Origin of the sequence: Bacillus sp. es.036 (assembly GCF_002563635.1) — a bacterium.
Lineage (GTDB): Bacteria > Bacillota > Bacilli > Bacillales > Guptibacillaceae > Guptibacillus.
Genome location: NZ_PDIZ01000003.1, coordinates 614,446 through 635,284, shown reverse-complemented (window position 1 = coordinate 635,284; position 20,839 = coordinate 614,446). Strand labels below are relative to the sequence as shown.

Here is a 20,839-nt window from a genome sequence, read left to right as displayed (position 1 = left end):
CCTAAATCAATCCCAAGTCTCACATCTGATAAACATTTAGCCGCCCTCTTTTGATTGAATGATCCTACTATTCTGTAGGACACCAAGTGCTCGATAAATCCGATCTTCCAATTCAATTCTCGAGTTATCAAGAAGGGCACGTCTAGCAGCTCTTTCCTTTTCAATAACTTGCCTAACTACACCTTGTAGATCTTCAATAATGTCATCTTCAGTCTTACCAAGTGTAATTTGATTTGATATTTGAAAGATGTTACCCAGGGCTTCGCTTCCCTCACCATAACTCCCTCTTACCACGAGTCCCAGCTGATTAATAGCTGGAATAATATGATTCAACTGCTGTGTTAACACAAGAGCGGGAAGATGTAACATGACCGATGCCCGCATTCCAGTTCCTACATTTGTCGGGCAACTAGTTAAGTAACCTTTTCTTTCATCGAAAGCATAATCCACTTTTTCTTCGATCCAATTATCAAGAGAATTGGCTAGCGACAAAGCTTTTTTAAGTTCAAACCCAGCTACTAAACACTGAATACGAAAATGATCTTCCTCATTAATCATAATGCTAACCGTTTCGTTCTCACTCAAAAGTACAGCTCCATTTTTGGAGTGTTCGATAAGATTAGGGCTAATAAGGTGCTTTTCTACAAGTACCCGTTTTTCGATAGGCTTTAAATCATCCATTTCGATTAACTCCAGCTGCCCTACCTGATCGTCTGGTATGTCAGTAAATTGATCTCTTACTTCTTCAATAACCTCTAGGTTATGCTCACGATTAAAAAGAATAGGGAAGACGTAATTCTTTAAATTACGTGCAAACCTTACGCGGCTACTCATTACGATATCTGAGTCAGGACCTTCGTTTTTCATCCATGGACTCACAGCCTCGCTGATAAAATGCTGAAGCGACATTATTCTCCCCCTTCCGATAAACTTTTGTCTTCAAGGGAACGAATCAAATCTCTCGTTTCTGCAGCTTTCTCGAATTCCTCATGCTCAATATACTCTTTCATTTTGTTTCTTAAATTTTGAACTTTGCGCTCCATTTCTATTGCTGCGCCAGCTCGTTTAGGAATTTTTCCCAGAATGAATCGTATTGCCCCCATGAACTTTCTTAAGTATAGGATCAAGTTTATCGGAAAATGTTTTATAACAATCTGAACAGCCAAAACGACCAATCTTCGTAAACTGCTGATAAGTTAAGCCACATTTAGGACAGTGACTTGGCTCCGGTTTGTAGAAAGACTGAGCCTGGCTCTCGCCAATAGGAGTTTCAAAATTTAGTAATCCCGATAATAAGTTATGGATAGAAAAATGGTTAGTGCCTGGCTCAACCTCACCTTTTTCTTTTGCACACTTTTCACAAATGTGAGTTTCTGTTTTTTCACCATTTATAATTTTGGTGAAATGAAGCGTAGCAGGGCGCTCACCACATTCCTGACAAGTCATAGGGCAACCCTCCTTATCTACCCTTATCGTAGTAATATTATTTATATTTTAAAGCGATAAGCATTGCACGCAACATATTCGCACGCAAGTGATCTCTTAACGGTAGCTCTATTGTAATCACTGTACGATCTAGTACGCTTAACATTAACTTCGCTTCTCGTTCTGAAATAAACCTCTTCTTCGAGTAAACGAAGGATAATATTTTCTGAAACGACTTGTGGAACTTGATTTTTGACAATCTGAAAGCATTTCATCAATTAAATCAGCGTGGGTTTCGGGCTTAACTTTAACAATCCGTATATAACCCCCTCCCACCTCTTTTACTTTCCACAATATACCCTTTTTCAATCGTAAAGCGAGTATTGATGACGTAATTAATTTGTGAGGGAACGCATTGAAATTTATCTGCTATTTCACTTCGTTTTATCTCAACAGCATCCCTTCCATCAAACCATTAAAATTTTCTTTAAATAGGCTTCAATAATATCGGAAACATTCCTCACTGAGTTCCCTCCTCTCCGTCCCCATACTGACTTTGACTATATTTGACGTTGAATATATTATAACGTGTTTAGTGTGGATTGCAAAGTAACAAGCCTATCACATGTCTTTTTAAGCTTTTCCATTTATGTGAAATTCAAGACTCTTTATTTCTTTACTTTTCACTTTTTTATAAGAAGTAAGGACGTATATAAAAGGTAGTGTAACGTGTGCTAATAATGTAACAGTTCCTCATTTATTCGTTTGTAGTTTGTACCCTTTCCAACTACTAGCTAATCTCTCTTTTGAAAATGCGTTGCGGGCAAATAATTTCATTGTTTACTAAACCTAAGAGTGGAGTGTCAAATTGGAGTTTTATGATTAATAAATATCAATTTGTTCGTCTGAGAACCCCTGAGAAGTGTGATTTAATAGGAGAGCCCAAAAACACCATTTACTCCTTATAATTTGATAGGATCGATTGAGGTGTGGGAGATTTGAAGAAGGAGTAAAGTTTATTCCCGATAAGGTATTGAATAAGGGATTTGAGCCAGTGAAAACTCATCCATAATAAAACCATACAAAAAAAGCGAGAAACCGTTTGGTCTCTCGCTTTTCTTAAGTTGCCCAGCGACGTCCTACTCTTGCAGGGGGAGACCCCCCAACTACCATCGGCGCTAGAGCTTAACTTCCGTGTTCTCATACGGGGCGCGATAAGCGGCGAACTTCTTCGTCAGCTGCGCGCTGCCAGATCCTCATGGATCTTCAAATATCCACTCCGGTCTGACATCACTTGCTTCCTCGAATTTCTTGCTTCTCCCACCCCTACGTAGCTTTCGAAGAAGTCGATTGACAACAATCAAAAAAGATAAAATAAAAATCAAGATACAAAACCATACAAAAAAAGCGAGAAACCATTTGGTCTCTCGCCTTTCTTCTTTGCCCAGCGACGTCCTACTCTTGCAGGGGGAGATCCCCCAACTACCATCGGCGCTGAAGAGCTTAACTTCCGTGTTCGGCATGGGAACGGGTGTGACCTCTTCGCCATCATCACTAGACTATTCAGGTATTCCCTGAAAACTAGATAGCACGCACAACGTATTCCAATAATATCAAGTTTAGTGAGACATACTCACATCACTTTTGTTTTAGGTTAAGCCCTCGATCGATTAGTATTCGTCAGCTCCACGTGTTGCCACGCTTCCACCCCGAACCTATCTACCTCATCATCTCTAAGGGATCTTACCAGCTTAATGCTGTGGGAAATCTCATCTCGAGGGGGGCTTCATGCTTAGATGCTTTCAGCACTTATCCCTTCCACACGTAGCTACCCAGCTATGCTCCTGGCGGAACAACTGGTACACCAGCGGTGTGTCCATCCCGGTCCTCTCGTACTAAGGACAGCTCCTCTCAAATTTCCTGCGCCCGCGACGGATAGGGACCGAACTGTCTCACGACGTTCTGAACCCAGCTCGCGTACCGCTTTAATGGGCGAACAGCCCAACCCTTGGGACCTACTTCAGCCCCAGGATGCGATGAGCCGACATCGAGGTGCCAAACCTCCCCGTCGATGTGGACTCTTGGGGGAGATAAGCCTGTTATCCCCAGGGTAGCTTTTATCCGTTGAGCGATGGCCCTTCCATGCGGAACCACCGGATCACTAAGCCCGACTTTCGTCCCTGCTCGACTTGTAGGTCTCGCAGTCAAGCTCCCTTGTGCCTTTACACTCTGCGAATGATTTCCAACCATTCTGAGGGAACCTTTGGGCGCCTCCGTTACACTTTAGGAGGCGACCGCCCCAGTCAAACTGCCCACCTGACACTGTCTCCGCACCGGATCACGGTGCTGGGTTAGAATGTCAGTACAGCCAGGGTAGTATCCCACCGACGCCTCCATCGAACCTGGCGGTCCGACTTCTATGGCTCCTACCTATCCTGTACAAGCTGTACCAAAATCCAATATCAGGCTACAGTAAAGCTCCATGGGGTCTTTCCGTCCTGTCGCGGGTAACCTGCATCTTCACAGGTACTATAATTTCACCGGGTCTCTCGTTGAGACAGTATCCAAGTCGTTGCACCTTTCGTGCGGGTCGGAACTTACCCGACAAGGAATTTCGCTACCTTAGGACCGTTATAGTTACGGCCGCCGTTTACTGGGGCTTCGATTCAGAGCTTCTCCCGTAAGGGATAACCCCTCCTCTTAACCTTCCAGCACCGGGCAGGTGTCAGCCCCTATACTTCGCCTTACGGCTTTGCAGAGACCTGTGTTTTTGCTAAACAGTCGCTTGGATCTTTTCACTGCGGCTCCCCTGGGCTATTAACCCGAGGAAGCACCCCTTCTCCCGAAGTTACGGGGTCATTTTGCCGAGTTCCTTAACGAGAGTTCTCCCGATCGTCTTAGGATTCTCTCCTCGCCTACCTGTGTCGGTTTGCGGTACGGGCACCTCTTTCCTCACTAGAGGCTTTTCTTGGCAGCGTAGAATCAAGGACTTCGGTACTAAATTTCCCTCGCCATCACGACTCAGCCTTCACGGTGAACGGATTTACCTATTCACCAGCCTAATCGCTTGGACGCGCATTTCCAGCGGCGCGCTCTCCCTATCTTTCTGCGTCCCCCCGTCGTTCAAACGGAAAGGAGGTGGTACAGGAATATCAACCTGTTATCCATCGCCTACGCCTTTCGGCCTCGGCTTAGGTCCCGACTAACCCTGAGCGGACGAGCCTTCCTCAGGAAACCTTGGGCTTTCGACGGACAAGATTCTCACTTGTCTTTCGCTACTCATACCGGCATTCTCACTTCTAAGCGCTCCACCAGTCCTTTCGGTCTGACTTCACAGCCCTTAGAACGCTCTCCTACCATTGTCGTAAGACAATCCACAGCTTCGGTGATACGTTTAGCCCCGGTACATTTTCGGCGCAGCGTCACTCGACCAGTGAGCTATTACGCACTCTTTAAATGATGGCTGCTTCTAAGCCAACATCCTGGTTGTCTAAGCAACGCCACATCCTTTTCCACTTAACGTATACTTTGGGACCTTAGCTGGTGGTCTGGGCTGTTTCCCTCTCGACTACGGATCTTATCACTCGCAGTCTGACTCCCGCGGATAAATCGTTGGCATTCGGAGTTTGACTGGATTCGGTAATCCGGTAAGGACCCCTAGTCCAATCAGTGCTCTACCTCCAAGATTCTTGCCGCGAGGCTAGCCCTAAAGCTATTTCGGAGAGAACCAGCTATCTCCAGGTTCGATTGGCATTTCACCGCTACCCACACCTCATCCCCGCATTTTTCAACATGCGTGGGTTCGGGCCTCCATTCAGTGTTACCTGAACTTCACCCTGGACATGGGTAGATCACCTGGTTTCGGGTCTACGACCACGTACTATTTCGCCCTATTCAGACTCGCTTTCGCTGCGGCTCCGCCTTATCAGCTTAACCTTGCACGGGATCGTAACTCGCCGGTTCATTCTACAAAAGGCACGCTGTCACCCATTAACGGGCTCCAACTAGTTGTAGGCACACGGTTTCAGGTTCTCTTTCACTCCCCTTCCGGGGTGCTTTTCACCTTTCCCTCACGGTACTGGTTCACTATCGGTCACTAGAGAGTATTTAGCCTTGGGAGATGGTCCTCCCAGATTCCGACGGGGTTTCACGTGTCCCGCCGTACTCAGGATCCGTCTCGGAGGGCAGCGGATTTTGACTACAGGATTGTTACCTTCTCTGATGGACCTTTCCAGGTCGCTTCGTCTATCCGTGCCTTTGTAACTCCAAAGAGACGTCCTACAACCCCAGAGGGCAAGCCCTCTGGTTTGGGCTGATTCCGTTTCGCTCGCCGCTACTCAGGAAATCGCATTTGCTTTCTCTTCCTCCGGGTAATGAGATGTTTCAGTTCCCCGGGTCTGCCTTCCATTCCCTATGTATTCAGAAATGGATACCATCCTATTAAAGATGGTGGGTTCCCCCATTCGGAAATCTCCGGATCAAAGCGTACTTACAGCTCCCCGAAGCATATCGGTGTTCGTCCCGTCCTTCTTAGGCTTCTAGTGCCAAGGCATCCACCGTGCGCCCTTAGTAGCTTAACCTTCGATTTGTTAGGCATTGCTGCCATAACGCATCAGTTATTACTAAGTTCTTGCATAAAAATAATTATTGGATGTCGTTGTTTATGCTATCTAGTTTTCAAGGAACAAGGCTACTACTTGAATCCACTTCTATGCTGCCTTGCACCGAGGAAGCCAACATCGTTAGCGTTACTCGAAGACGCAGGTGCACATCTGTTTCATCATATAAGCCACGTTTTGAAAGAAGTAATCATTCTTTCAAAACTAAACGAAACGCTCATGTAAGGTTGGTAACGTAAGTTACCTTCGTAATTCTCCATAGAAAGGAGGTGATCCAGCCGCACCTTCCGATACGGCTACCTTGTTACGACTTCACCCCAATCATTTGTCCCACCTTCGGCGGCTGGCTCCATAAAGGTTACCCCACCGACTTCGGGTGTTACAAACTCTCGTGGTGTGACGGGCGGTGTGTACAAGGCCCGGGAACGTATTCACCGCGGCATGCTGATCCGCGATTACTAGCAATTCCGGCTTCATGCAGGCGAGTTGCAGCCTGCAATCCGAACTGAGAACGGCTTTATGGGATTTGCTTCACCTCGCGGTGTTGCTGCCCTTTGTACCGTCCATTGTAGCACGTGTGTAGCCCAGGTCATAAGGGGCATGATGATTTGACGTCATCCCCACCTTCCTCCGGTTTGTCACCGGCAGTCACCTTAGAGTGCCCAACTAAATGCTGGCAACTAAGATCAAGGGTTGCGCTCGTTGCGGGACTTAACCCAACATCTCACGACACGAGCTGACGACAACCATGCACCACCTGTCACTCTGTCCCCCGAAGGGGAACGTCCTGTCTCCAGGATTTTCAGAGGATGTCAAGACCTGGTAAGGTTCTTCGCGTTGCTTCGAATTAAACCACATGCTCCACTGCTTGTGCGGGCCCCCGTCAATTCCTTTGAGTTTCAACCTTGCGGTCGTACTCCCCAGGCGGAGTGCTTAATGTGTTAACTTCAGCACTGAGGGTGGAACCCCCCAACACCTAGCACTCATCGTTTACGGCGTGGACTACCAGGGTATCTAATCCTGTTTGCTCCCCACGCTTTCGCGCCTCAGCGTCAGTTACAGACCAGAGAGCCGCCTTCGCCACTGGTGTTCCTCCACATATCTACGCATTTCACCGCTACACGTGGAATTCCACTCTCCTCTTCTGCACTCAAGTCCTCCAGTTTCCAATGACCCTCCACGGTTGAGCCGTGGGCTTTCACATCAGACTTAAAAGACCGCCTGCGCGCGCTTTACGCCCAATAATTCCGGACAACGCTTGCCACCTACGTATTACCGCGGCTGCTGGCACGTAGTTAGCCGTGGCTTTCTGGTTAGGTACCGTCAAGGTACCGCCCTATTCGAACGGTACTTGTTCTTCCCTAACAACAGAGCTTTACGACCCGAAGGCCTTCGTCACTCACGCGGCGTTGCTCCGTCAGACTTTCGTCCATTGCGGAAGATTCCCTACTGCTGCCTCCCGTAGGAGTCTGGGCCGTGTCTCAGTCCCAGTGTGGCCGATCACCCTCTCAGGTCGGCTACGCATCGTCGCCTTGGTAAGCCATTACCTTACCAACTAGCTAATGCGCCGCGGGCCCATCCTGCAGTGTTAGCTCAGAAAGCCAACTTTCAACATTGCACCATGCGGTGCGATGTATTACCCGGTATTAGCTCCGGTTTCCCGGAGTTATCCCAGTCTGCAGGGCAGGTTGCCCACGTGTTACTCACCCGTCCGCCGCTAAGATCAGGGAGCAAGCTCCCATCTCTTCGCTCGACTTGCATGTATTAGGCACGCCGCCAGCGTTCGTCCTGAGCCAGGATCAAACTCTCCGATAGAAAGCTTAATCTAGCTTTTAAAACAATTTTTGTTTCCGTAGAAACAACTACTTACATGGCGTTTCGTTCAGTTTTCAAAGATCGATTTAATTCTATTAATCTCGGTTCGTTTCTCCCGAGTGACAACTTCTATCTTACCAGCAATCTCTCATTTAGTCAATGTCTTTTTTAAAAACATTTTCGTATGTAAGTTGTTGCTAATGTTTCGAAGTGACAAGAACCATCTTACCATGGTGATATAATGTCGTCAATAGTTTTCGAGAATTATTTTCCTATCTTTTTAAAAGACCGGTTTACCTATTTACGTAACCGGTCTTTTTGCTATCTCTATTATCTTTACCATCTGATGCCCATTCATAAAAAAGTTAATCAGAAACCATTTTAACCTGTCAGTACTTCTTCTTCAGGATATCTGATTTTTGGTGTTTTCTTAGAAGCAAAGATAAAGGCTAGTGTGAGGGGTCCTAGTTTCCCTACCATCATGATCACAATAATCGTGAGCTTCCCAATGCCATCTAGATTACCCGTTATCCCCATTGATAGTCCTACGGTACCAAACGCCGATACAACTTCAAACAAATTCGCTAGAAAAGGGGAGTCTTGCGTAAGTTCAAGAATGAAAACCCCTACTAGAACAACCCCTGTCGAGATAACCGTAATAGCAAGTGCTTTGATAATGACCGAAAAGGCTAGCGTCTTATGAAAGATCGTTACTTCATTCTTTCCTTTTAAGAAAGTGTTAACAGAAAGAAGCATAGCGATAAACGTCGTCAGCTTAATGCCTCCACCCGTAGAAGCACTTCCTGCACCAATAAACATGAGACATATTGTAAAGAAGAGGGAAGCTTCTTCCATACTACCGATATCAATCGTATTAAAGCCTGCTGTTCGTGGAGTTAACGCTTGAAAAAAGCCCGCCCATCCCTTCCCAGCTCCATTTAACTGACCTAGAGTAGAAGCGTTATTCCACTCAAGAGTAATAATGACGAGAAAAGCAAGTGCATTAATAAAGAGACTTCCTATCACCATTAACTTCGTGTGAAGCGTCCACTCTCTAAAATGCTTCTTATCCTTTAGATCAATCAAAACTGTGAAGCCGATTCCTCCTAAAATAAAAAGCATTACGATCACAAGGTTAATGATCGGATCTCCTACATAGGAAGAAAGACTATCAGACCAAATGGAAAATCCAGCGTTATTGTAAGCTGAAATGGCGTGAAAGATGGCTACATAAATGCCGGTCCCTATTCCATATTCCGGTATCCATCTTGCAGATAGAAGAGTGGCTCCAATGATTTCAATTACTATTGAAAAAATAAAGAGACTTCTTACAAGCTTAATAATGCCGCCCATTCCTTTTTGATTTAATGCTTGTGTGATTAGAAGACGTTGTGAAATCCCGATTTTCTTTCCAATTAGAAGAAAGATAACAACAGCAAATGACATAATACCAAGTCCACCAACTTGAATTAATAGCATAATAACAACCTGACCAAAAACTGTATAAACAGAACCCGTGTCTACCACGACGAGCCCTGTAACTGTGATAGCTGATATAGCTGTAAACCAGGCATCTAACCAGCTGACAGGCGTAGTTGTTGCTTGGGGTAATTTCAGTAAAACAGTTCCAATCGTACTTACAATGAGAAATAGAAGCAGTAAAGCTCTTGGCGGATGAAGAAATAGTTCTTTCAGCTTCATGATTATTTTCCTTCTTTCTTAATGGTGCCATTAAACTAAACGAATCAACCGAAGACTTCTGCCAAAATACACAAAAACAATACGTGAAGGGGAGACGACAAAAGAAAAAACACAGAACTTCTGTGTCTCAAGCAGTCTATTATCGTTAGAGTTAGTTTAATGCATCGTAATAGAATTTCAATTAAAGATTGAAATAATAATACCTGCACCTTCATCTGAAGTAAAGCGATTATTTCACGGTTTTATTTTCGTCAAAATAAAGATGGTAATGAAGTTTGCAACCTTCATTATAGGAAGCGTGGCAGTAAGGACACATAGAATGTGCTGTTAAGTACTCCTGAATTGTTAATTCAGAACGACAGTTTCCACATAAAATAGCTTTTTTATCATATTTTTCCTTTGGCCATACTGTGACGTGATGATCAGCTGTTTCTTGATGACACAAAAAACACGGATAGTAAGTATCACAACAATAGAATTTAATCGCAACAATATCTCGTTCACTGTGATAATGTTCGCATCGTGTTTTGTTATCTACGGTTTTTCCTTTTACTATAATTTGATCTTGAAGCATTTGTATCCTCTCCTAATACTATAAGTAACGTTATCATACCAATTTCCTTATAACTTAACGCCAAGAATATTTGGCTAACTTTTCACCTTTCAATATGTATTCGGGCATACAGATTTTGCAATAGGAATAACCTTTTGTCTGCCTCATCTCTTCTGTTATCTTAAGAAGCTCATCAAGGTTATCACAACAAATCTTTTCCACTTTCGTTCTTGCTCCCTCATCTTTTTCTCGCCAAAGTGTCCTACAAGTAGCTAAATGAATTTTATTATAAGCCGCATCTTTTCCTTTAAAATGATTAAAAACATACCCATTTTGATTAGCGCTGTGCCAACTCAAATAGCGTTCTTCATTTTCTTTAAATATACCAAACATGGTCTAGCCTCCCAAATTAATAATCACTAAACCAAATTCGCTGTTCCTTCCCATCTGCCTCTTTACTTTTTATTACAGTTCCTCCTCTTTTTTTATTTAACTGTAATGTTACGCTTGCACCAACCTTTCTAATTATCAAAACAAAAAAGGCCCCGTTTTCACGGAACCTCTTTCTTAGTGATGAAGTGCTGGCTTCATCTGTCGCATATGAATGCTTTTCTTAACAATTGGGATAAGCCATCGATCAATCCCAATTTTAGCTGCATTATAACCGGCAATTAATAAGAGCATTCCGAGAATAACCATCATTGGATTCGTGCTAGTTGTACCACTAAAGAGGAAAGCAAAGTTCATCACTACTCCCATGAATGCCGCAAGAGTTGTGAAAGTACCAAGTATTAAACCAAGTCCAACTAGAAACTCTCCCCATGGTATTAAGACATTAAAGAAATCGACATTGGGAATGGCTACGCCTTCTAAAAAAGTAGCCCACCAACCTTGAACAGCCGGATGTTCTCCACTCGCACTCGCAACCGCTCCCTGCAAAAAACCACTCGCGTCAAAACCACTCGTTATTTTTGTCCATCCAGCCGTGATCCATTGATAGCCTAGAAACAATCGAATAAGAAAAAGAATGCCAGAAGCTCCCTTGTTCTCTCTCAAAAAATGAACAAACATACTCCTCACGCTCCACAACTTTATTTTTATCACACCTTCATTGTAGTCAGGTTTCTTTCACCGGTCTGTGACAACCATCACCAATATCCTATCTGGTTTATTTCAGCATAATTCGGGTATGAAATAATTGGATAATAAAAAAAGGACAGAATTTCATCTGTCCTAAGCGTAACTTTCATCTGTTTTCGTTTTTCTTTTTTCAACGATGCGATAGAAAAGTAACACAAAACACCCAACTAGGGTTAAACATCCCATCACAGCATACAAAGTTGCTCCAGAAGATCTTTCAAAGATCAGCCCTCCGAACAATGAACCTAGAATCCCTGATAGTCCAAAGAAAACAGAGATAAATAGAAGATGTCCCGTGGCTTGCAAGTGCTCGGGTACTAACTTTGTCACATATTGAAACGCAGCAACGTAAAAAACACCAAACGTTACACCGTGAAAAACTTGAAGGAGGATAACGGCAACCGGCCCCCCTATGTACGCTAACCCAAACCACCTAACTGCATAGATGACACCTGCAATCATGATAAAGACAATTTCATTAAATCTTTTGAACCAATAGTGACTGGTAGCGAATATAACAGCTTCACTAGATACAGCAACAAACCAAGCAAGCCCAATTTGAGACTCATTCCCACCAAGTTCCGTGAGATAAAGTCCTATGAAACTATCATTGGCCCGATGTGGAATCGTTAAAAACAGGATTGTTCCTAAAAATAATAGAAACTTACTATTCTTCCCAATCCTCATCGCATCAAACACTGTTACTGGTTTGTTACGCGTTTTTACATCCGATACTCTCATCGCTGTAAGAAAGGCGATCACAATCATAAACATGAATGGAATTAGAATCGTACTTATACCAAAGAAAGAGAAAAACTGACCAACGATTAGCGTTGATACAGCAAAACCAATCGATCCCCATGTTCGAATACTTCCAAAGTTTTTATTCACGCTAGCAGCGGTTTTAACAGCAAGACTATCGCCAAGTGCTCCCGTAGGAGACATAAACACATAAAAAATCGCTGCTGAAATTAAAATAAACACGTAATGACTGTTCGTTAAAAGAAAAACACTAACAACAGCTACTCCAACCAGCGTCACAAGCAAAACTTTTTTTATCGTACCAAATTTATCACTTAGGTATCCCCAAAAGGGTTGAGCTAGAATTGCCGCTAATGGTCCAATCGCAAGAATAGATCCTATTTTACTTTCCGACATACCGCTATGTTGGAAATAAACTGGCATATAGCTAATAATGATTGTATTTGCACCATGAAAAAAGAATAAAAACAAACTTAGAAAAAAGACGCTATCCCTTTTAGTCATGCTCTTTAGAAACCCTTCCTTTCACAAAATCAGATGAATGATTGCATCAAAATACTTCTTCTTACTCTATAGCATGACCATTTGAATTGCAATCTTCTTCCAATGGATAGGAGCCTTTCCAACAGGGATACAGAATTTAACCTCTCTGTTCAATCGCTACAAAACGTCAATCATTTACGCATATCGATCATAATTAGAAGGGAATTCGCATATCTTGTAGAAATATCCAATTAATGCGATGTCAAAAAGCTGATTATGGGGGATTTCTATGGAAAAAGGAAGCGAGCTAAAAGATGTAAATTTAGATATCATCTTTCATCATATTTCAGATCTGATCTTCCAAATTCGGGTCATTGATGTGCATCACTATGAAATTGAAGCTGTAAATGAAGCTTATCTATCCAATTATGAAACTTCCAAAGAAGCCATATCCGGCCGAAGAATAGAAGATTTTCTCGGTGTTGATCAGGGAATTCAAGCCATTAAAAGATTTCAAGAAGCGATTATTCGAAAGAAAACGATTCAATTTGAGGAAGGGTACTCTTTTCCCAAGCAGGGTTACAAATTATTCGATATTACACTTGTTCCTCTTGTAGAAGGAGGTTCAGTTGAGAGATTGATTGGGATAGCAAAAGATATTACAGAAAAACGAATGAATGAAGAACACCTTGTTCAATCAGAAAAGCTATCTATTGTTGGTCAACTTGCGGCAGGAATTGCACATGAGTTACGAAATCCACTCACTTCATTGAAAGGTTTTTTGAAATTAATTCAATTCAGAAATACGGATAAAGACATTGATCGCTATGTACAAGTGATGGATTCAGAATTTCATCGGATTGAGCAAATCATTGATGAATTTCTTATTCTAGCAAAACCAACAAAAACCAATTTTCAAAACAACCGTATTGATCTTATATTAGATGAAGTTATTGAATTACTAAGCGGTCAAGCTAACATGAAAAGCATTATTTTACAAAAGGAATATGCTTCTTCTCTCTCTCCTATTTATAGTGAAAGTAACCAACTAAAACAGGTTTTTATTAACCTGCTTAAAAATGCGATGGACGCAATTGGTGAAGAAGGAGAAATTACTATCAAAGCTATGGAACGAAAGGAACACATACAGATTCAAGTAATTGATAATGGTAGTGGCATCGCTGATGAAGAACTTGAAAAACTTGGCTCACCTTTTTTCACTACGAAAAAGAACGGAACAGGACTTGGACTGACAATTTGCAAGAGAATTGTCAAAAAACATAAAGGCACTTTTACTATTGAAAGTAACGAAGGCAAAGGAACAATCGTTACATTAAACTTCCCAAAGATCTATCGCACCTAACCCCTTTTATTCAGGGGCTTGTGTATAGATCTTTTCGTTAACCTTTTCTTCTAACCACTGTTTAATCTTTTTTATCGTTTCTTCAGGTCTTTGCCAGTGTAGGACATGTCCCGTTTCAGGAATAGCACTTACCTTACAATGAGTTCCCAGCTCCTCCTGCATTCTAGCTGCTGCCTGACGTCTTATCGTTTCTCCATCCTCAGGAAGGGTTGCTCTTATAAGAAAGATTGGCGCCTGCACCTGATGGAAAACGTCGCGGCACGACTCAAGATAGAGTGACTTTCCAATCGCTCTTACCGTATTTCCGCTTACCTTCATTGCTACGCCGCCCACCACTTCCTTCATATCCCTGTGAACCATTTGCTCCAATTCATGGCTCCATCTACCAATTTCCTCTTTCTTCTTTTTCTCATACTCTTCTATAGTTGAATAATAACTTTCTGTGATCCACTGTGACATTTGCTTCAGGAATTCCTCTAACGTTATAGAAGGATCTTCTTCAAAAAGGAGATAACCTCCATCAATCATCACAACGCCATTCACCATTTCAGAAAACCGACTACTAAAGTGGAGAGCTAGAGCCGCTCCCCAAGAATGGCCAATCAAATAAACTGGCTGATTGCTTAGTTCAAAACGTACCTTTTCGAGCCATTCGGTTAGAAATTGAAAGGAATAATTTTTTTCTTCATTAAAAGGCTGAGTCTCACCGTGGCCAGGTAAATCAATCGCAAACAAATGAAAATGATCCTGCAAACGATCAGCGATCTCGTTAAACCCAAGCGCATTGTTCGTCAAACCATGAAGTAGGAGAACGGTGGGGTTACGCTGACTTCCCCATTCATAAATGCAGACGTCGAGACCTTCTATGTTCACCTTCATTTTTTTCATAGAACTCAGTCCTTCCATTATGTATGGCTACTTCATTTATTCGACTAGCAGGATTCATTCCCTTTTTCTAGAAGTGAGTGGAGTAAGAAATCATAGGTAATGAGGAGAGCTCCCATGAAAATTAGAAATGCGACAGTAGATGATGCTCTAGCGATAGCAACTGTTCATGTGAATAGCTGGAAATCGACCTATCAGCAGCTCATTCCAGAAGATTATCTTAATGCACTTGATATTCAAATACGGGAAGCCCGTTGGAAAAAGTTTATTCAAGCTGGCAGCACTATTTTTGTAGCCGTCGATCAAGGAGAAATTATCGGGTTTGCAAACGGTGGGAAAAATAGATCAACACCTTATCACTATGATGGAGAGCTGTATGCGATTTATCTTCTTGAAGAAGCACAGCGAAAAGGGGCAGGAAAAAAGCTATTATGTTCTGTTGCGAAAGAGCTCAAAAACGAATCATACCAATCGATGCTTGTGTGGGTTCTGAACGGAAATCCAGCCGCTCACTTTTATCAAAGCTTTCATCCACTTAAAGTTGCTGAGAAAGAGACCGAAATTGCAGAAAAAAAACTTCTAGAAACGGCTTTTGGTTGGCCAGATCTAGAAGATTTGATTACGATTTGCACCTAAATATCGATATAGAAAAGCGCCCGACGAACACTCACGGTCGCTTTCTTTTAGTTTACACTTTCTTTCTCTTCATAAGGGTGGGCAACCCAGCCTGATGGGTCAATAAATAGACGAACAGCTACAACCTGACGATCATCCATTAATGTAAAGAAATGCGGTGTATCCACTGGAACAGAAATCACATCGCCTGGATCTAATTCAACATCAAAATATCCGACGCTTCCTTTGATCACAAAAATCCCATGGCCAGCGGTAATTGCTCTTACTTCATCCTCCGTATGGACGTGCACTTGTTCGAATTTCTTCAGAATGACATCTAGGTCTGGCGTTTCTTCAGAAAGAGCCACCACATCCCAGTTTCCGTATCCATTGCGTTCAGCTAGCGAACGAATTTCTTCATTAAATACAGTTAAAATTTCATTTTTTTGTTCTTCTGTTACAGTGCAATTACCTCTTAATTGTTCAGGGAGCTTTTCTACCTGCCACTGTTCATAAAGAACACCTTCTTGTTGTAGAAATGCACTTACAGCATCCCTTCCTTCAATTACTTCACCTGTATTTCTCACTTTAATAACCGCCATTTTTTCTTCCTCCCTCGCTTAGCTTACTACAGATTGAAAGTTTCTTAATTTAAGATGATAACTAAATAAAAACTCAAATGCTTCGAGATACTTTTTGGCTTCAAAACCATCGCGTCCCCATACCGTAATACCATGATTTTTCATTAATACAGCTTTCGTTTCTTTAGTGATAACATGAACAACATCCTGAGCAAGTAAAGAAAGGTCACTGGAGTTATCAATGATTGGAACGGATATTCGATCATTTTGTCCCCAGAGCCCAAATGCTTTTATTAATTCAACACCCTGAAAAGTAACCTCACCCTCTGTACGAAAAAGTTCAGAAATCACATTGTTATCTACTGTGTGGACGTGCAAACAACATCCTGCATTTGTTTTTTGATAGATGGCCTGATGAACAATTGTTTCAGCAGATGGTTTTAAAGAAGTTTTTTCGATTGCCTGTCCATCACGGTCGACCAATATGAAATCTTCTTCCGTTCGTTTTCTTTTATCTTTACCACTTGTGGTAACAAGAAACTGTAGCGGCTCCTCACTTACTTTGATTGAGAGATTGCCGCTTGTTCCTGGAAACCAATCACGAGCTGCTAACTCATCTTTGATATCAGCGAGTTCGTTCCAACGTTTCTGTACGAGACTCATCATACCCCTCCTTTTCTTCCCTCAATTTTCGAACGATATCATGGAACGACTCAAACGGAACTGCAGGAATGGATAGTTCTTTACACTTCTTTGCTAAGTAATCTCTTGCAAAGACTTGATCTGCCCGTTTAGCTGCCTCTAGATCCGTTATAGAGTCACCGATCACAATTTTTCGGTATGTATCTCCATCAAACTTTTTTAAGATGCCTGGCTTGCAGCATCCGCAATCGTTTGTACAATCATCATCACAAGAGTATGGCCAAGTAATCGTGATCGTTTCGTTCGTAAAATCGCTCCCATTGCAGAAAATGTTCTCTTCTGGTATTTCAAATGGGTTTAGAAGCGGATAGACAAAAAAATCAATTCCTCCGCTTACAACGTAAAGCTGGATTCCTTCTCGTTTTGTATAATGAACAAACTCGGCAAATCCCTGTCTAATCTCGGTTGTAGCTAATAAATAATCAAGCAAATCCTTCTTTCGACTGGAAGGAATCAAATGAAACATCTGCCCCACTCCTTCCCGAATGGATAGGTTCTGCGCTAAAATATTGTCTTTTATTTGCTCCCATTCTTTCGGAGCAAAACGTTTCATTAAGGAAACGATATTATCACTATTTGTAATCGTGCCATCAAAATCACAAAATATAATCGGCTTTTTCATCGAACCACCTCTGTGCTCCCCCACTTTGTAAGTGCCTGGTGAAGTGCCTCACTATTAAGCGATGCCTCTTCGAGAGTTTGATTTGTTAGAACAGCTTCAATCGCAGCTCGGAATGCTTTTCCTCCAGAAGCGGCTCCTCCTGGATGACCGTGCACGCCTCCTCCTGCATTAATAACGCTATCCTTTCCAAAGTCCTGAAGTAAAAGTGGGACCAATCCTGGATGGATGCCTGCTGAAGGAACCGGAAATGTCTTATTCAGTTGATTCTCTTCCGTCAGAGCTAAGGCTGTTGCGAGCGCTTCGTTTCGATCTAACGCCACGCTTCCGTAAGGGGAAGGAAAAAGAGAGAAATCAGCACCAGCGGTTCGAAGTAATTTTCCAAGTAACAGGGAATAACTTATGCCATAAGTGCTCGATGCAGCCATAGCCCCTGAAAAAGAAGGATGAGCCATGATCGGAACCGAGATATCCTTATCCTCAGCAAGAGACTGAAGGACATCTAAACCATATGTAAAAACGTTAAACAACAGGGCATCAGCCCCTAATTCAATCGCGCGTTTTGCTCGATCTTTCAGAATGTCCGTTCTTCCGGTTAAGTTAACCGCATATCGTGTGCGTTTCCCTGTCACTTCTGACGTCTGATCCAGCACTTTTTTTAAAACAGGGACGCGCTTTTCAAGAGGAGATAACTCATTTTCAAAAAGAATTTCATCATCTTTTACGAAATCAACTTTACCAAGGGCTTGTGCCTGCATTTGTTGTTCTAACTCATGCAATGGCTTTCCAATCACCCCTTTAAAAATACTCATGACAAGTGGTCGATCATGCACATCTGCAAGTTTGCGGATGCCTTCTATCCCATGCCCCGGCCCCGGAAAGGCTTGAAGCAACTCATCCGAAAACTCTAAATCAATGAGTTTTATTTCTCCATCAAGAGAAAGTTTGCCGAAAACGGTTGTTAAAATCGCCGGTATATCAGCACTGAAATTAATCGCTGGATAGGAGATAACAATGATCCCTTTACCTTCTCTCTCCTCCACCCTAACGACTTCTCCTTTATGTTTTTGTAACTGTTCTTTTTCTAATAACGGTAGATTCGTCCATGTGCCAACGGTTAATCCGAGAGCGATCGATTCGGCACGCTGGGCTAATTGATGATCATTATTTACAAGATAGGTAGCTATAAGACGGCTCATCACGTTCATTCCTTTCAGTCTTTACCTTTCAATTTTCGCTCATCACACAAAAAAGACCCCTTCACGAGGAAGAGGTCTTTATCACCATGCTCTTCCTCTTATCTTCCAGCTTTTGCTGCGAGAATTAGCACCGTGTCTTTAAGAAAACTTAAAAATCGGTTGCCGGGCTTCAAAGGGCTCGTCCCTCCACCTCTCTGGATAAGAGTTTGCAATTATTCGTTTTTAGTAATTGATTTGAATTATGCCAGACGCAAGAAATTCTGTCAAACTGTTTTTTAATTTTTCTGAATCAAAAGAGATTAAGAGACTTAATTCGTTCCACCGCTTCTCTTAGCTTATCTTCAGACGTTAATAGCCCCACTCGTACATAGCCCTCACCATATTCACCAAACCCGTTGCCAGGTGCGACAACAATTTGGACGCTTTCAAGTAAGTAATCTGCAAAGCTTTCTGAAGTAAAGGATTCAGGTACTTTTAACCAGGCGAAAAACGATCCCGCAGGAGAAGTGACATTCCAGCCAATGTCATGGAGTCCTTGAATGAGAACATTTCGTCTCGACTCATACGTATCGCGAAGGTCTTCTACACACTGCTGCGATCCAAGCAAAGCTTCAGCTGCGGCTTCTTGCACCGCACTAAATAGACTAACGTAAAAATGATCCTGAAGGAGATTGATGCTCTCAACAACAGATTGATTTCCGACTGCAAATCCTACACGCCATCCCGCCATATTATATGTTTTTGAAAGGGTATAGATTTCAATTCCATTGTCTTTTGCACCCCCTGTTTCCAAAAAGCTAATCGGTCGCTCGCCATCAAACCCGATCGCACCGTAAGCGAAATCATGCACAACACAAATATCATTCGTCTCTGCAAAACTGACTGTTTCCTCAAAAAAGCGCTTCGTTGCAACAGCTGCAGTTGGGTTGTTTGGATAATTTAAAAACATCATTTTCGCTTTTTTTAATGAATCCTCTGGAATCGCATCATAGTCTGGTAAGAAATGATTCTCCTCAAGCAACGGCATCATTTGCATATCCGCTTCAGCCATCGCGACACCTGACCAATAATCGGGATATCCAGGGTCTGGAACGAGTGCCACATCACCTTTATTTAGTAAACATTGACTGACCTCGACAAGGCCTGCTTTTCCACCGAAAAGAACGGCAACTTCCTTCTCTGGATCAAGCTTCACTCCAAATTCTCGCTCATAGAAATCAGCAGCCGCCTGCTTCAAAAAAGGCTGTCCTCGAAATGGCGGATATTTGTGATAGGTGGGATTTTCAGCTGCCTTCTGCAAGGACTTGATAATATGATCAGGTGTTGGCTGATCAGGATTTCCCTGTCCAAGATTAATCATGTCATAACCCGCTTCTACATAGCGGTTCACTTTTCCAGCAAGCTTCGCAAAAAATTGTTCCGGTAATCGTTTAAGCGCATCCGAAGTTTGAAATTGTTTCAAAGAATCACATCCTGTTAAAATTTTCGTGAAATTCTAGTAAATTATGTTATCTTGGATACACAATCATGTAAAGCTTATTTTGTAAGCGAGGAGGAGAAAACAATGAAAAAAATCGCTCTGTTGCAATTTGATATTGCGTTTGGAAACCCGGAAGAAAATTTCTCGAAAGTGAAAGAGCTTGTTGCTAAGGCTGTTCATGACAAACCAGATATTATTGTTTTACCAGAACTGTGGTCGACTGGTTATGACTTATCGAGACTAGACGAAATTGGGGATACAAATGCAGAAAAGTCCATTGCATTTCTTTCAGACCTAGCCAAAAAGAATAAGGTGAGTATAGTAGGTGGCTCAATTGCAAAGCAACACAATGATCATGTAACGAATACGATGCTCGTTTTCAATCGAGATGGGCAGCTTATCCATGAGTATAGCAAAGCTCATCTATTTCGCCTGATGAATGAAGAGAAATACCTTGTTTCAGGAAATGAGAAAAGCCACTTCACACTTGAAGAACTCCCAAGTGCCGGATTCATCTGTTATGATATTCGCTTTCCTGAGTGGCTTCGCCTTCATGCCATTGAAGGTGCACAAGTTTTGTTCGTTCCAGCCGAATGGCCGAAACAGCGTACGGATCATTGGCGAGCATTACTTATTAGCCGCGCTATTGAAAACCAATGTTACGTGATTGCTTGTAATCGTGTAGGAGCAGATCCAGACAATGCGTTTGGCGGACATTCTTTAATCATTGATCCGTGGGGAACGATTATCGCAGAAGCAGGCGAAGAGGAAACGATCTTAACAGGCTTGATTGATGAGGAAGAAATACCATCAATCCGAAGTCGTATCCCCATCTTTGAAGATCGACGTCCAGATATATATAAATAAAATTCAAAATATTATTGACAAATGCATCTG

The 20,839-nt window shown here is 42.5% G+C and carries 15 protein-coding genes, 3 rRNA genes, 2 pseudogenes and 1 riboswitch; of the genes and pseudogenes, 3 read left to right on the top strand and 17 right to left on the bottom strand.

Features of this window, described 5'->3' with window-relative positions:
- Positions 1 to 36 precede the first annotated feature (36 nt).
- The 11 genes and pseudogenes from ATG70_RS22085 to ATG70_RS22035 all read right to left on the bottom strand — a co-directional run bounded on the left by ATG70_RS22085 (position 37) and on the right by ATG70_RS22035 (position 12,519).
- On the bottom strand, positions 37 to 909 hold the full coding sequence (locus ATG70_RS22085; protein ID WP_373560801.1) for a protein arginine kinase: 873 nt from the start codon (positions 907 to 909) through the stop codon (positions 37 to 39).
- Positions 909 to 1,446: pseudogene (locus ATG70_RS22080) on the bottom strand (UvrB/UvrC motif-containing protein). Before ATG70_RS22080 ends, ATG70_RS22085 begins: the two are co-directional and overlap by 1 nt.
- 37 nt (positions 1,447 to 1,483) lie before the next feature.
- Positions 1,484 to 1,901, bottom strand: a pseudogene (locus ATG70_RS22075) (CtsR family transcriptional regulator).
- A gap of 966 nt (positions 1,902 to 2,867) precedes the next feature.
- Positions 2,868 to 2,984, bottom strand: a 5S ribosomal RNA gene (gene rrf, locus ATG70_RS22070).
- Positions 2,985 to 3,075: 91 nt separating this feature from the next.
- Positions 3,076 to 6,005 (bottom strand): 23S ribosomal RNA (locus ATG70_RS22065).
- Positions 6,006 to 6,306: 301 nt separating this feature from the next.
- Positions 6,307 to 7,859, bottom strand: a 16S ribosomal RNA gene (locus ATG70_RS22060).
- Together the 16S, 23S and 5S rRNA genes form the textbook arrangement of a ribosomal RNA operon.
- 381 nt (positions 7,860 to 8,240) lie before the next feature.
- The gene (locus tag ATG70_RS22055) at positions 8,241 to 9,560 is read right to left on the bottom strand and encodes a TrkH family potassium uptake protein (protein WP_098446596.1); all 1,320 of its coding nucleotides are present in this window, start codon (positions 9,558 to 9,560) and stop codon (positions 8,241 to 8,243) included.
- A 229-nt stretch (positions 9,561 to 9,789) separates the two neighbouring features.
- Positions 9,790 to 10,134: a CHY zinc finger protein gene (locus tag ATG70_RS22050; RefSeq protein ID WP_098446595.1), complete on the bottom strand. Its 345-nt coding sequence runs from the start codon at positions 10,132 to 10,134 to the stop codon at positions 9,790 to 9,792.
- A gap of 54 nt (positions 10,135 to 10,188) precedes the next feature.
- On the bottom strand, positions 10,189 to 10,506 hold the full coding sequence (locus ATG70_RS22045) for a hypothetical protein (RefSeq protein ID WP_098446594.1): 318 nt from the start codon (positions 10,504 to 10,506) through the stop codon (positions 10,189 to 10,191).
- Positions 10,507 to 10,680: 174 nt separating this feature from the next.
- Entirely contained in the window at positions 10,681 to 11,184 is a 504-nt protein-coding gene (locus tag ATG70_RS22040) for a DoxX family protein (RefSeq protein WP_098446593.1), read from the bottom strand.
- A 162-nt stretch (positions 11,185 to 11,346) separates the two neighbouring features.
- On the bottom strand, positions 11,347 to 12,519 hold the full coding sequence (locus ATG70_RS22035) for an MFS transporter (RefSeq protein WP_098446592.1): 1,173 nt from the start codon (positions 12,517 to 12,519) through the stop codon (positions 11,347 to 11,349).
- A 268-nt stretch (positions 12,520 to 12,787) separates the two neighbouring features.
- Here ATG70_RS22035 and ATG70_RS22030 point away from each other — a divergent pair, with 268 nt between their 5' ends.
- Positions 12,788 to 13,861: an ATP-binding protein gene (locus tag ATG70_RS22030; RefSeq protein ID WP_098446591.1), complete on the top strand. Its 1,074-nt coding sequence runs from the start codon at positions 12,788 to 12,790 to the stop codon at positions 13,859 to 13,861.
- A 6-nt stretch (positions 13,862 to 13,867) separates the two neighbouring features.
- Here ATG70_RS22030 and ATG70_RS22025 read toward each other — a convergent pair whose 3' ends face one another.
- Positions 13,868 to 14,749 (bottom strand): alpha/beta fold hydrolase, encoded by an 882-nt coding sequence (locus tag ATG70_RS22025; RefSeq protein ID WP_179886378.1) that lies wholly within the window; start codon positions 14,747 to 14,749, stop codon positions 13,868 to 13,870.
- Positions 14,750 to 14,863: 114 nt separating this feature from the next.
- Here ATG70_RS22025 and ATG70_RS22020 point away from each other — a divergent pair, with 114 nt between their 5' ends.
- Positions 14,864 to 15,382: a GNAT family N-acetyltransferase gene (locus tag ATG70_RS22020; protein WP_179886377.1), complete on the top strand. Its 519-nt coding sequence runs from the start codon at positions 14,864 to 14,866 to the stop codon at positions 15,380 to 15,382.
- Between the two features lie 47 nt (positions 15,383 to 15,429).
- On the opposite strand, the gene ATG70_RS22015 is transcribed toward ATG70_RS22020, so the two are convergent.
- The 5 genes from ATG70_RS22015 to ATG70_RS21995 all read right to left on the bottom strand — a co-directional run bounded on the left by ATG70_RS22015 (position 15,430) and on the right by ATG70_RS21995 (position 19,924).
- Complete coding sequence (locus ATG70_RS22015) at positions 15,430 to 15,963, bottom strand: acireductone dioxygenase (RefSeq protein ID WP_098446588.1); 534 nt, start codon at positions 15,961 to 15,963, stop codon at positions 15,430 to 15,432.
- Positions 15,964 to 15,981: 18 nt separating this feature from the next.
- The gene (locus ATG70_RS22010; protein WP_098446587.1) at positions 15,982 to 16,605 is read right to left on the bottom strand and encodes a methylthioribulose 1-phosphate dehydratase; all 624 of its coding nucleotides are present in this window, start codon (positions 16,603 to 16,605) and stop codon (positions 15,982 to 15,984) included.
- A complete protein-coding gene (locus ATG70_RS22005) occupies positions 16,568 to 17,266 on the bottom strand; it encodes a 2-hydroxy-3-keto-5-methylthiopentenyl-1-phosphate phosphatase (protein WP_098446586.1) in 699 nt (232 codons plus the stop codon). Before ATG70_RS22005 ends, ATG70_RS22010 begins: the two co-directional genes overlap by 38 nt.
- Positions 17,263 to 18,462: a 2,3-diketo-5-methylthiopentyl-1-phosphate enolase gene (locus ATG70_RS22000; protein WP_098446585.1), complete on the bottom strand. Its 1,200-nt coding sequence runs from the start codon at positions 18,460 to 18,462 to the stop codon at positions 17,263 to 17,265. The genes ATG70_RS22005 and ATG70_RS22000 overlap by 4 nt, the downstream gene beginning before the upstream one ends.
- 95 nt (positions 18,463 to 18,557) lie before the next feature.
- A riboswitch (SAM riboswitch) is annotated at positions 18,558 to 18,667 on the bottom strand.
- Positions 18,668 to 18,751: 84 nt separating this feature from the next.
- A complete protein-coding gene (locus ATG70_RS21995) occupies positions 18,752 to 19,924 on the bottom strand; it encodes a pyridoxal phosphate-dependent aminotransferase (protein WP_098446584.1) in 1,173 nt (390 codons plus the stop codon).
- 102 nt (positions 19,925 to 20,026) lie between these two features.
- On the opposite strand from ATG70_RS21995, the gene ATG70_RS21990 reads away from it, so the two are divergent.
- The gene (locus ATG70_RS21990; RefSeq protein WP_098446583.1) at positions 20,027 to 20,809 is read left to right on the top strand and encodes a carbon-nitrogen family hydrolase; all 783 of its coding nucleotides are present in this window, start codon (positions 20,027 to 20,029) and stop codon (positions 20,807 to 20,809) included.
- Positions 20,810 to 20,839: the final 30 nt, after the last annotated feature.